This is a genomic window from Cellulomonas rhizosphaerae, assembly GCF_003470205.1.
GTDB classification, from domain to species: domain Bacteria; phylum Actinomycetota; class Actinomycetes; order Actinomycetales; family Cellulomonadaceae; genus Cellulomonas; species Cellulomonas rhizosphaerae.
On the sequence record NZ_QWKP01000221.1, the window covers coordinates 59,734 to 72,269 of the forward strand.

At 71.1% G+C, this 12,536-nt stretch carries 8 protein-coding genes; all 8 read left to right on the forward strand.

What is annotated here, in order from left to right:
* Nucleotides 1-71: 71 nt before the first annotated feature.
* The 8 genes from D1825_RS16655 to topA all read left to right on the forward strand — a co-directional run bounded on the left by D1825_RS16655 (nucleotide 72) and on the right by topA (nucleotide 12,440).
* Nucleotides 72-2,621: a beta-d-glucosidase gene (locus D1825_RS16655; RefSeq protein ID WP_118768539.1), complete on the forward strand. Its 2,550-nt coding sequence runs from the start codon at nucleotides 72-74 to the stop codon at nucleotides 2,619-2,621.
* An 80-nt stretch (nucleotides 2,622-2,701) separates the two neighbouring features.
* The gene (locus tag D1825_RS16660; RefSeq protein ID WP_118768540.1) at nucleotides 2,702-4,411 is read left to right on the forward strand and encodes an ABC transporter substrate-binding protein; all 1,710 of its coding nucleotides are present in this window, start codon (nucleotides 2,702-2,704) and stop codon (nucleotides 4,409-4,411) included.
* A 103-nt stretch (nucleotides 4,412-4,514) separates the two neighbouring features.
* Nucleotides 4,515-5,654, forward strand: coding sequence for an ABC transporter ATP-binding protein (locus D1825_RS16665; RefSeq protein WP_118768541.1), 1,140 nt, complete (start codon nucleotides 4,515-4,517; stop codon nucleotides 5,652-5,654).
* Nucleotides 5,651-6,631 (forward strand): ABC transporter permease, encoded by a 981-nt coding sequence (locus tag D1825_RS16670; RefSeq protein ID WP_118768542.1) that lies wholly within the window; start codon nucleotides 5,651-5,653, stop codon nucleotides 6,629-6,631. Before D1825_RS16665 ends, D1825_RS16670 begins: the two co-directional genes overlap by 4 nt.
* Before the next feature lie 3 nt (nucleotides 6,632-6,634).
* On the forward strand, nucleotides 6,635-7,630 hold the full coding sequence (locus D1825_RS16675) for an ABC transporter permease (protein ID WP_118768543.1): 996 nt from the start codon (nucleotides 6,635-6,637) through the stop codon (nucleotides 7,628-7,630).
* Nucleotides 7,627-8,718, forward strand: a complete 1,092-nt coding sequence (locus D1825_RS16680) for an ABC transporter ATP-binding protein (protein ID WP_118768544.1) — start codon at nucleotides 7,627-7,629, stop codon at nucleotides 8,716-8,718. The genes D1825_RS16675 and D1825_RS16680 overlap by 4 nt, the downstream gene beginning before the upstream one ends.
* A gap of 49 nt (nucleotides 8,719-8,767) precedes the next feature.
* Nucleotides 8,768-9,646, forward strand: a complete 879-nt coding sequence (locus tag D1825_RS16685) for a phosphatase PAP2 family protein (RefSeq protein ID WP_233549955.1) — start codon at nucleotides 8,768-8,770, stop codon at nucleotides 9,644-9,646.
* 79 nt (nucleotides 9,647-9,725) lie between these two features.
* Entirely contained in the window at nucleotides 9,726-12,440 is a 2,715-nt protein-coding gene (gene topA, locus D1825_RS16690) for a type I DNA topoisomerase (RefSeq protein WP_118768546.1), read from the forward strand.
* Nucleotides 12,441-12,536 lie beyond the last annotated feature (96 nt).

Here is a 12,536-nt window from a genome sequence, read left to right on the forward strand (position 1 = left end):
CTGACAAGTCAGCAACATGTGCTTGTATAACGAGCAGCAGACAACGACGTCCTGGATGGAGCACCACCCCCGTGTCCCTCGACACCGCTTCTCAGCCCACCGCCGACCGGCCGGTGACCGCCCTCGCGGAGCTGCGCGCGCAGCTCTCGCTCGAGGAGAAGGTCCGCCTCCTGGTCGGTGCCGGGCTCTGGGACACCACCGCGATCGACCGCATCGGCCTGCGTTCCGTGTTCGTCTCCGACGGCCCGGCCGGCGTGCGCGGGGTCGACGAGACCGGCCTCGAGACCTCCGCCTCCTTCCCGGCCCCGAGCGCGCTCGCGGCCACCTGGGACGTCGACCTGGCCGACGAGGTCGGCGCGGCGTTCGCGTCCGAGGCCCGGCGCCACGGCGTCGACGTGGTCCTCGCCCCCCAGGTCAACCTGCAGCGCACGCCCGTGGGCGGCCGGCACTTCGAGTGCTACTCCGAGGACCCCGTGCTCACGGGCGAGATCGCGGTGCACGTGGTCCGCGCCGCGCAGGACCGTGGCGTCGGCATGTGCGTCAAGCACTTCGTCGCCAACGACTCCGAGACCGAGCGCACCTCCTACCTGTCCCGCGTCGACGAGCGCACGCTGCGCGAGGTCTACCTCGCGCCGTTCGAGCGCCTCGTGCACGAGGCGCAGGCGTGGTCCGTGATGGGCGCCTACTCGGGCATCGACGACGGCACGACGGCGGCCCCCGCGCTCGAGCACCGGCCGCTGCTGACGGGCGTGCTCAAGGACGAGTGGGGCTTCGACGGAGTCGTCGTCAGCGACTGGGTCGCGACGAAGTCGGTCGCCGCCGCGCTCGAGGGCGGGCTCGACCTGCAGATGCCCGGCCCGGACGGCGTGTGGGGTGACGGTCTGCTGGACGCCGTGCGCACGGGCCTGGTCGACGAGGCCTTGGTCGACGAGAAGGTCGACCGCGTGCTGCTCATGGCGCAGCGGGTCGGCGCGATCGCCGGCCACGAGCCCGCAGGTGCGCTGCGCGACGAGGTCTTCGCGGTCGACGTCCCCGCGGTGCTGCGTCGCCTCGTGGCCCGCTCGATGGTCGTGCTGCGCGACGACGCCCACGCGCTGCCCGTCGCCCCCGACGCCGTCAGCCGCATCGCGCTCGTCGGCCCCAACGCCGTCTCGCCGTTCGTGCAGGGCGGTGGCTCGGCGTACGTCCGGCCGGACCGCACGTCGACCCCCGCCGACGCGTTGGCCGCCGCCTTCGGCGCCGAGGTCACCGTCCACGCCGGCGCGGTCTCGCGGATGCTGCCCCCGCAGCTCGACCTCGCGGGCCGCTGCCGGACGCCGGACGGCGAGACGGGCGCGCTGGTCGAGGTGCTCGACGCCGACGGCGCGGTCATCGACTCGCGCGTCGTCACGGCGTGGCACGGCTGGCTGCGCGAGCCCGCCGAGCACGCGGTCTCCGTCCGCATCCGCACGACGGTCGCGCTGACCGAGCCCGGCCACCACGAGGTGGGCGTCGGCACGGTCGGGCGGCACCGCATCCAGGTCGGCGGGCAGGTGCTCTCGACCGGCGAGAAGGTGGTCGGCGCCGAGGTCATCCTCGACTCGAGCGTCAACGCGCCGGCCCCCGCGGTGCTGACGATCGAGGTCACCGAGCCGACGACGGTCGTCGTCGACACGCTCGTGCAGGCCGTGCACCCCGTCGGCTACGCGTCCTTCGCGCGCGCCGAGCTGGTGCACCGCACGCCCGGCACCTCGCCCGACGAGCTGCTCGCCGCGGCGGTCGAGGCCGCCGCCGCGGCCGACCTTGCGGTCGTCGTCGTCGGGACCAACGAGGAGATCGAGTCCGAGGGGTACGACCGCACGTCGCTGGCCCTGCCGGGCACGCAGGACCAGATGGTCAAGGAGATCCTCGCGGCCAACCCGAGGACGATCGTCGTGGTCAACGCGGGCGCCCCGGTGCTGCTGCCCTGGCTCGACGAGGTGCCGTGCGTGGTGTGGGCGTGGCTCGGAGGCCAGGAGTGGCCCGAGGCCCTCGGCGACGTGCTCGCGGGCCGCACCGAGCCGTCGGGCCGTCTGCCCTGGACGCTGCCGGCCAACGAGACCGACGTCCCCGTGCCGCACGCCGTCCCGGTGGACGGCGTCATCGACTACCACGAGGGCGTCCACGTCGGGTACCGCTCGTGGCTCCGCCTGGACCGCACGCCCGCCGCGCCGTTCGGCCACGGGCTGGGCTGGACCGCGTGGGAGCACGACTCCGCGACGGCGACGCTCACCGCCGACGGCGGCCTCACCGTGGACGTCACGGTCTGCAACACCGGCCCGCGCGCAGGTCGCGAGGTCGTCCAGGTCTACGTCGAGCCCCCGGCGGGGTCGCCCTCGGGCGACCGGCCGGTGCGCTGGCTCGGCGGATTCGCTGTCGTGCACGCCGAGCCCGGCGAGCGCACGACAGTCCCCGTCCGGGTGGACGCGCAGGCGTTCCGGACCTGGGACACGGCACGGTCCGGCTGGGTCACCCCGCCCGGCACGTACCGGATCCGCGTCGGCCGCTCCTCGAGCGACCTGCGCCACACCGTCGAGGTGAGCCACCCTGGCTCGTCCCCGGCGGACCCGGACAGCTCGTCCAGCACCACCGCACACCCGTAGTACTCGACGCGATCCGCAGTCACGTCGATCGGTTCCGTCCCAGCAGTCCCGTAGGTTCCTGACAGTGCAAGGAGGCACTCGTGAGAAAGCACAAGCTCGCAGGCATCGTCGCCGGTGTGGCGACGATCGCCCTGCTCGCCACCGCATGCTCGGGGTCCGACGACCCCAAGGGCAGCGACCCGACCAGCACGGACAAGTCGTCCGGCGGCGCGGCCCAGGTCTCGGACAAGGTCCTGACCGTCGGCATGCCGAACGGCCCGCAGAAGGAGAACAACAACCCGATCGGCCCGAACTCCTCGGCCCTGTCGCTCGGTTACGCGTTCGCCGTCTACGAGTCGCTCATGCAGGTCAACGAGATCAAGCCGACCGACCCCCCGACCCCCTGGCTCGCCCAGTCGGTCGAGTGGAACGACGACTCGACCCAGGCTGTCATCACCGCCCGCGATGGCGTGAAGTGGTCGGACGGCACGCCGTTCACCGCTGAGGACATCGCGTTCTCGCTCGAGATCCGCCGGGACCACGACGAGATCAACGCCGACTTCCCCGGCCAGTACAAGGACATCAAGGTCGACGGCAACAAGGTCACGGTCTCGTTCACCGACGGCCAGTTCGTCAACCAGGCCAAGCTCTACAAGCTCCTGATCCTGCCCAAGCACATCTGGGAGTCGCAGGACCCTGTGAACTGGTCCGACCCGAAGATGGTCGGCACCGGCCCGTTCGTGCTGAAGTCGTTCACCGCGCAGTCGGTGACGCTGACGCCGAACGCGTCCTACTGGGGCACCAAGCCGCTCGTCGGTCAGCTCCGCTACGACACGTTCAACGACAACGCCGGCCTCACCACCGCGCTCACCACCGGTGAGGCGCAGTGGGGCTGGACGTTCATCCCGGACTACGAGAACGTCTTCATCGCGCAGGACAAGGAGAACTTCCACCAGGTGGCCGGCGGTGGCTTCGGCGTGGACGTGCTCTTCCTCAACAACGAGAAGGCGCCGTTCGACAACGTGGCCTTCCGCAAGGCGCTCAACCTGGTCGTCGACCGGGCCGACATCTCGACGACCGCCGGCTACGGCGTGTGGCCGCAGATCAAGAGCGTGACCGGCCTGCCCCAGCCGTCGGGCGACGCGTTCATCGCGCCCGACTACCAGGGCAAGGAGCTCTCGGTCGACCTGGCCGCGGCCAAGCAGGTCCTCACCGACGCGGGCTACACGTGGGACTCGGGCAACAAGCTTCTCGACCCGAGCGGCAAGAAGGTCTCGTTCACGCTGACCAACCCGGCCGGCTGGACCGACTACATCGACGCGCTGAACATCGTCAAGGAGGGCGCTGCGTCCCTCGGTGCCGACGCCAAGGTCGAGACGCCCCCCGTCGACACCTGGCAGAACCAGCAGATCAACATGGGCGACTTCGACGCCTCGCTGCACTGGACCGACGGTGGCTCCACGCCGTGGAACATGTACTCCAACATCATGGACGGCGCGTCGTACGTGGCCAAGGGCAAGTCGGCCAACTGGAACTTCGGTCGCTACAAGAACGACGAGGTCACCAAGGCCCTCGCCGACTTCAAGAGCGGCACGAGCGATGCTGACCGCCAGGCGGCGCTCAACATCGTCCAGAAGCACTTCGTCGAGGACGTCCCGGGCCTGGTCATCTGGTCGCGCCCGGCCGTCGCGCAGTACTCCACGAAGAACTACACGGGCTTCCCGACCGACGAGGACCCGTACGCGAACCCGCAGCCGACGGGTCCGCAGGCGGCACTCATCCTGTCCAAGCTCACGCCGTCAGACAGCTGAGTCGCAGCTGACTGTCCGTCAGACGAGATGACACCGGGTGCGGCAGGCGACCTTGCCTGCCGCACCCGGCGTCCGCCCGAACTCTTCCCCCCAAGGTGAACCGATGAGCGCACCACAGCCCACGCCCCCGCCGGCACCGGCCGCCCGCCCGCCCGTCGACGGCGAGGCACCCGTCCTCCAGGCCGTCCGCATGCAGAAGCACTTCCCCGTCCGCGGCTTCCGGTCGCACGACGTGGTGCACGCGGTCGACGACGTCGACATCGACCTGTACCGCGGTCGCGTGGTCGCTCTCGTCGGCGAGTCCGGCTCCGGCAAGTCCACGATCGCCCGGCTGCTCGCGCAGCTCATGCCGGTGACGGGCGGGCAGATCCTGCTGCACGGCGAGGACGCGAGCGTGAAGGGCCGTCGGGCCTTCCGGAAGTACGTCAGCCGCGTGCAGATGATCTTCCAGGACCCCTTCGGGTCGCTGAACCCCATCCACACCGTGCGCTACATGCTCACCCGGTCGCTGCGGATCCACCGCGGGCGCCTGCGCGGCACCGAGATGGAGGCCGCGCTCGAGGAGCTGCTGACGCGCGTGCAGCTCACGCCGCCGTCGCGCTACATCGACAAGTTCCCGCACGAGCTGTCCGGAGGGCAGCGCCAGCGCGTCGCGATCGCCCGCGCCCTGGCCGCGGAGCCCGAGGTGCTGCTGGCCGACGAGCCGATCTCGATGCTCGACGTGTCCATCCGCCTGGGCATCCTCAACCTGCTGCGCGACCTGCGCGACCGGCTGCACATCGCGATCCTCTACATCACGCACGACATCGCCTCGGCCCGCTACTTCGCCGACCGCACGATGGTCATGTACGCCGGCCGCGTCGTCGAGAGCGGCGACTCGGAGTCCGTCACGCAGGACCCGAAGCACCCGTACACCCAGCTGCTCGTGCGGTCCGCCCCGGACCCGGACGACCTGGACGCGCGCGCCCGCGGCGCGCGCGGCGAGGCCCCGAGCCTCGTGCGCCCCCCGACCGGGTGCCGGTTCAACCCGCGCTGCCCGTTCGCGACCGACCTGTGCCGGACCGAGACGCCGCCGCTGCTGGCCGTGGGCGAGGGCCGCCAGGCCGCGTGCTGGGGCTACTCGGACCGCGCGGACCGCCCGGTCCTCGGCTCCGTGCTCGACGCGTACGGCGAGCGCCCCTCGGCCGACGACGAACTGCTGCGCGCCGTCGCAGCAGCCCCCACGAAGGAGGACGACCGATGAGGTTCTTCGGCCGCCGGCTGGTCTTCTACGCCATCACCTTCTGGGCAGCGGTGACGATCAACTTCTTCCTGCCCCGTCTGCTGCCGGGCGACCCGGTCTCCGCCCTGATCGCGAAGAAGCAGGGGCAGCTGAGCACCGACGCGATCGCCTCGCTCAAGGCGATGTTCGGCCTCGACTCGAACCAGACGCTGTGGCAGCAGTACCTGCACTACTGGGGCGACCTGCTGCACGGTGACCTGGGCACGTCGATCAGCTACTACCCGGCGCCGGTCACGAGCATCATCAAGCAGGGCCTGCCCTGGACGATCGGCCTGGTCGGCATCTCGACGATCATCGCGTTCACGCTCGGCACGCTCATCGGCACGGCCATCGGCTGGCGCCGCGGGACCTGGGCCGACGCCCTGCTGCCGATCTCCACGTTCTTCTCGTCGGTGCCGTACTTCTGGCTCGCGCTGATCGTCATCACGATCTTCTCGGTGAACCTCGAGTGGTTCCCGTCGAGCGGCTCCTACGACCGTGACATGGTGCCCAACCTGTCATGGGACTTCATCGGCTCGGTGATCTACTACGGGACGTTGCCGGCGTTGACGATCATCTTGACGTCGATCGCCGGGTGGATCCTCGGGATGCGCAACATGTCGGTGACGGTCTCCTCGGAGGACTACGTCACGGTCGCCCAGGCGAAGGGCCTCTCGGAGCGGCGCGTCATGTTCGGCTACGCCGCCCGCAACGCGATCCTTCCTCAGATCTCGAGCTTCGCGCTCTCGCTCGGTTTCATCGTCGGCGGCACGATCGTCATGGAGCAGGTGTTCAGCTACCAGGGGATCGGGTTCTACCTGCTGTCGGCCACCTCGGCGCACGACTACCCCCTCATGCAGGGGTGCTTCCTCGTGATCACGCTCGCCGTGCTGCTGGCCAACATCGTGGCCGACTTCGTCTACGGCGTGCTCGACCCGCGCACGCGTCAGGAGGGCTGACCCATGGCCGCCGAGCTTCTCGACCTCGAGGACAGCGCCGAGCTCACGAGCGTGCAGACCGGGCCGAGCGGCAAGAAGCGCCGCTTCCTGTTCATGCGCAACGCCAAGGCCCTCACCGGCCTCGGCATCCTCGGGTTCTTCGTGCTGATCGCGATCATCGGGCCGTGGATCGCGCCCTACGACCCCGACGCGCGCAGCAAGGAGCTGCTCCAGCCGCCGTCGTGGGACCACCTCATGGGGACCACGCACACCGGGCAGGACGTGTTCTCGCAGGTGGTGCTCGGCACGCGCAGCGTGCTGGTCATCGCGTTCGTCGCCGGGTTCGCCGCGACGCTGCTGGGCATCGTCATCGGCATCACCGCCGGGTACATCGGGGGAGTGGGCGACGAGAGCCTCTCGGCGCTGTCGAACGTCTTCCTCGTCATCCCGCAGCTGCCGCTGATCATCATCATCACGGGCTCGCTGCCGTCCGCGGGCGGACTCTCGGTCGCGCTCGTCATCGCGATCACCGGGTGGGCATGGGGAGCTCGCGTCCTGAGAGCCCAGACCCTCTCGTTGCGCAGACGCGACTTCGTGGAGGCCGCGCGCGCCAACGGCGAGAAGACGTGGCGCATCGTCATGGCCGAGATCCTGCCCAACCTGACGGCGATCATCGCCGCGGGCTTCATCGGCACCGTCGGCTTCGCGGTGCTCTCGCAGATCACGCTGTCGTTCCTCGGCCTGACGCCGACCGACGAGTGGAACTGGGGCACGGTCCTGTACTGGGCGCAGTCGCAGCTCGCGCTGCAGCGGCACGCCTGGTGGTGGTTCGTGTTCCCCGGGGCCTGCATCGCCCTGCTGGGCATGGCCCTGACGCTGATCAACTTCGGCATCGACGAGTTCGTCAACCCGCGCCTGCGGAGCACCGGCATGAACGCCCGTGACCTGCGCAAGCGCGGCATCCGCCCCCGCATCGGGTTCACCCCGGTGGTGCACGAGGCCAAGGAGGACCGGGCATGAGCGCGCTGCCAGAGCCCCGTGGGTCAGCGCGTCCGGCGCACGACCCCGTCCTGGAGATCAAGAACCTCTCCGTCGACTACGGGTACGACGACCCGACGCACGTGCTGCGGCAGATCTCGCTGACCCTCAACCGCGGCGAGGTCCTGGGCCTGGCCGGGGAGTCGGGCTGCGGCAAGTCGACGCTCGCGTACGCCGCGACGCGCCTGCTGCCACCCCCGGGCCTCATCACGGGCGGCGAGGTCATCTTCACCGACCGCGACGGCGGGAAGTCCGACATCCTGGCGCTGAACGACAAGGACCTGCGGGCCTCGCGCTGGCAGGACATGGCGATCGTGTTCCAGGGCGCGATGAACTCGCTCAACCCGGTGTTCCGCATCGGCCGCCAGATCGCCGACGCGATCACCGCCCACGAGCCGGCCACGACCAAGAAGGACGCGCTGGCGCGGGCGGCCGACCTGCTCGACCTGGTCGGCATCAACCCGGACCGGGCGCGGGACTTCCCGCACCAGCTCTCGGGCGGCATGCGCCAGCGCGTGATGATCGCGATGGCGCTCGCGCTCGACCCGCAGGTGCTGATCATGGACGAGCCGACGACCGCGCTCGACGTGGTGATGCAGCGGCAGATCGTCGAGCAGATCGCGGACCTGCGCGACCGGCTCGGCTTCTCGGTCATCTTCATCACGCACGACGTGTCGCTGCTCATCGAGATCGCCGACCGCATCGCGATCATGTACGCGGGCGAGATCGTCGAGGACGCCGTCGCGCAGGACGTGTACCGCCGCCCGCGGCACCCGTACTCCGACGGGCTGCTGCACTCGTTCCCGCCCCTGCGGGGGGCGCGGCGCGAGCTGGGCGGCATCCCGGGCTCGCCCCCGGACATGGCCAACCTGCCCACGGGCTGCCCGTTCCGGGATCGCTGCGCCTTCGCGTTCGACGCGTGCGCGCACATCACGCCCGAGCTCGTGACCCCCGCGGTGCCGGGCGACGACCCGCGCCGGTCGGTCGCGTGCCTGCGTCACGATCCCGCGCGGGTCGCGGCGGGCGGCTTCGCTCCGGTCCCCGTGCCGGACCAGCTGGCGCTGCGCTGAGCCCTTGCGTGGTGCTCGCGTGTCAGCCGCGTGACCTACCGTGTTGCCGGTGAGCGACCGCCGACCCGTCCCCCTCGTGGCCGTGTCGGCGGTCGTCACGCTCGTCTCCGTCGTCGGCGTCTACGTGCTGTGGCGCGTGTTCGTCGACACGTTCGCGGGGCAGTCCGTGGACCAGGCCGCGATCGAGGGGGCCGCCTACGGGCAGACCCAGCTGTGGCGGGTCGCCGAGAAGGTGCTCGACGTCGTCTCGGTGGGCTTCATCGCGGCGGTGCTGCTGGCCGCGGTGGTCATCGCGGTGGTGCGCCGACGATGGGAGCTGGCGGTCCAGGCGGCGGTCGTCATGATCGGCGCGAACCTGACCACGCGCGTGCTCAAGCAGTACGTCTTCGAGCGCCCCGAGCTCGGCGTGCCGGGCGGCTACGGCAACACGCTGCCGTCGGGGCACACGACCGCGGCCGCGTCGATCTCGGTCGTGCTCATGCTCGTCGTCCCCCCGCGCGTGCGGCCGTGGGCGGCGGCGCTCGGCGCGCTCTACACGACCGCGACCGGCGTCTCGACGCTCATCGGGCGCTGGCACCGTCCGTCCGACGTCGTGGCGGCCGTGCTCGTCGTGCTGGCGTGGACCGCGGCGACGTGCGCGCTGGCCGTGCTGGTGCCGCGGTGGGGCAACCCTGTGGACCGCCCGGGCGTGCCGCGGGCGACTCGTGCGACGCTCGTCTCGCTCGTCGCGGTGGGGGTCGTCGCCGGGGTCGTGGCGGCGGTCGCGCTGTCCGCGACGTGGTCCCGAGTCCCCGACGTGACGAGCCGCTCGGACCTGCTCACCGCCTACCTGGGCGGGGCGGCGGGGACGGCGGCGGCCGCGTGCCTGGCGTTCGCGGTGATGCTCGGGCTCCGGCATGCGGCGGCGTCCGGATTGCCACGGACGTGACGGATGGTCGTAGAGTCCGCCTCGACGGAGAGTTGCCACGGGTCGACCGGCCCGTGAGTCGGTAGGGAAGGCCGTGGGCATGTCTGCAGGGCGCAAGCTCGTCATCGTGGAGTCGCCTGCCAAGGCGCGCACGATCGCGGGATACCTGGGTGAGGGCTACGACGTCGAGGCGAGCGTCGGCCACATCCGTGACCTGCCGCAGCCCTCGGAGCTGCCCGCGGACATGAAGAAGGGCCCCTTCGGCAAGTTTGCCGTCGACGTGGACAACGGCTTCGCGCCGTACTACGTGGTCGACGCGGACAAGCGCAAGAAGGTGAGCGAGCTCAAGAAGCTGCTCAAGGAGTCCGACGAGCTCTTCCTGGCCACCGATGAGGACCGCGAGGGCGAGGCCATCGCCTGGCACCTGCTCGCGGAGCTCAAGCCCAAGGTCCCCGTCAAGCGCATGGTGTTCCACGAGATCACCCGCGAGGCCATCGGCCGTGCGCTCGAGAACACGCGCGAGATCGACGACCGCATGGTCGACGCGCAGGAGACCCGCCGCATCCTCGACCGCCTGTACGGCTACGAGGTCAGCCCCGTGCTGTGGCGCAAGGTCCGCCAGGGCCTGTCGGCGGGCCGCGTGCAGTCGGTCGCCACGCGCCTCGTCGTCGAGCGTGAGCGCGAGCGCATGGCGTTCGTCGCCGCCGACTACTGGGATGTCAACGGGACCTTCGCGGTCGCCGACGCCGACCAGCCCGTGTTCCCCGCCCGCCTCACCGCGCTCGACGGCCATCGCGTAGCCAGCGGTCGCGACTTCGACGACCGCGGCGTGCTGCGCTCGTCCGAGACGACGCACCTGACCGAGGAGGCCGCGACCGCGCTGGTCGCCGGGCTCGCGGAGGCCTCGTTCGAGGTCCGCTCGCTCGAGACCAAGCCGTACACGCGCCGCCCGGCCGCGCCGTTCACCACCTCGACGCTGCAGCAGGAGTCGTCGCGCAAGCTGCGCATGGCCTCGCGCCAGACGATGCGTACCGCGCAGTCGCTGTACGAGAACGGCTACATCACCTACATGCGTACCGACTCCCCGGTGCTCTCGACGCAGGCGATCGACGCCGCGCGTCGGCAGGCCGCCGAGCTGTACGGGCCCGAGTACGTGCCGGACGCCCCGCGCGTCTACACGAGCAAGGCCAAGGGCGCGCAGGAGGCGCACGAGGCCATCCGCCCCGCGGGTGACCACTTCCGCACGCCGGCCCAGGTCGCCAAGGAGCTCTCGGGCGACCAGTTCCGGCTGTACGAGCTCATCTGGAAGCGCACCGTCGCCTCGCAGATGGGCGACGCGCGCGGTTCGACCGCGTCGGTCCGCATCGGCGCGCTCGCGACGACCGGCCAGGACGCCGTGTTCTCCGCGTCCGGCACGGTCATCACGTTCCGCGGCTTCCTCGCGGCGTACGAGGAGGGTCGCGACGAGTCCCGCGACGACGCGCCCGCCGAGGACGAGAAGGGCGACGCCCGCCTGCCGCGCATGGCCGAGGGCGACCCGCTGACCGGCTCCGACCTGGCCGCCGCGGGCCACCGCACGTCACCGCCACCGCGCTTCACCGAGGCCTCGCTGGTCAAGGCTCTCGAGGAGCGCGGCATCGGCCGCCCCTCGACGTACGCCGCCACCATCTCCGTGATCCAGGACCGCGGGTACGTGACCTCCCGCGGTCAGGCGCTCGTGCCGTCGTGGCTCGCGTTCGCGGTGACCCGGCTGCTCGAGGAGAACTTCGACTGGCTGGTCGACTACGACTTCACCGCCGAGATGGAGCTGGACCTCGACGCGATCGCGGCGGGGGACAAGGACCGCGTGGCGTGGCTGTCGCGGTTCTACTTCGGCGACGGCACCGGCACCGAGGAGGGTGAGGGTCTGCGCGACCTCGTCGCCAACCTCGGCGACATCGACGCCCGCGAGGTGAACTCGATCCCGATCGGTGACGGCATCACGCTGCGCGTCGGCCGCTACGGCCCCTACCTGGAGGACGCGTCCGCGCCCCTGGGCGAGGACGGCACTCCCCTGCGCGCGTCGGTCCCCGAGGAGCTGGCGCCCGACGAGCTCACGGTCGCCAAGGCGCGCGAGCTGCTCGAGACCCAGCCCGAGGGCGACCTCGTGCTCGGCCAGGACCCAGCCACCGGGACGACGATCGTCGCGAAGAACGGCCGCTACGGCCCGTACGTGACCGAGCTGCTGCCCGAGCCCGAGCTCGACGAGGGGCTGTCCGCCGCCGCCAAGAAACGCGCGCTCGCCGCCGCCCCCAAGCCGCGGACCGGCTCGCTGTTCAAGTCGATGAGCCTGCAGACGATCACGCTCGACGACGCCCTCAAGCTGCTGTCGCTGCCGCGCGTCGTCGGCGTGGACCCGGAGTCCGGCACCGAGATCACCGCGCAGAACGGCCGCTACGGCCCGTACCTGAAGAAGGGCACGGACTCGCGGACGATCGCGTCGGAGGAGGCGCTGCTCACGACGACGCTCGAGGAGGCGCTGGCCATCTACGCGCAGCCCAAGCGCGGGCGCGGGGCCACCGCGACGCCGCCGCTGCGCGAGCTGGGCGACGACCCGACGTCGGGCAAGCCGATCGTCGTCAAGGACGGCCGGTTCGGCGCGTACGTCACCGACGGGACCACCAACCGGACGCTGCCGCGTGACGTGACGCCCGAGTCGATCACGCCCGAGCAGGCGATCGAGCTGCTCGCCGAGAAGCGCGCGTCGGCGCCGGCGAAGAAGAAGGCCCCCGCCCGCAAGGCCCCGGCCCGCGCGAAGGCGGCTGCGAAGAAGTAGGCACCCGCCCGGCCGCGCCTCTCGGGCGCCCGGGCAGCGGACTAGGTGCAGCGTTAGTTGCGTAGAGCGGCATGAACGCTGCACCTAAGGTTCGGG

What these genes read in the sequence shown, in the direction of transcription:
- D1825_RS16680 (WP_118768544.1), top strand. Translation starts at nt 7,627, where the DNA reads ATGAGCGCGCTGCCAGAGCCCCGTGGGTCAGCGCGTCCGGCGCACGAC.
- D1825_RS16670 (WP_118768542.1), top strand. Translation starts at nt 5,651, where the DNA reads ATGAGGTTCTTCGGCCGCCGGCTGGTCTTCTACGCCATCACCTTCTGG.
- topA (WP_118768546.1), top strand. Translation starts at nt 9,726, where the DNA reads ATGTCTGCAGGGCGCAAGCTCGTCATCGTGGAGTCGCCTGCCAAGGCG.
- D1825_RS16665 (WP_118768541.1), top strand. Translation starts at nt 4,515, where the DNA reads ATGAGCGCACCACAGCCCACGCCCCCGCCGGCACCGGCCGCCCGCCCG.
- D1825_RS16675 (WP_118768543.1), top strand. Translation starts at nt 6,635, where the DNA reads ATGGCCGCCGAGCTTCTCGACCTCGAGGACAGCGCCGAGCTCACGAGC.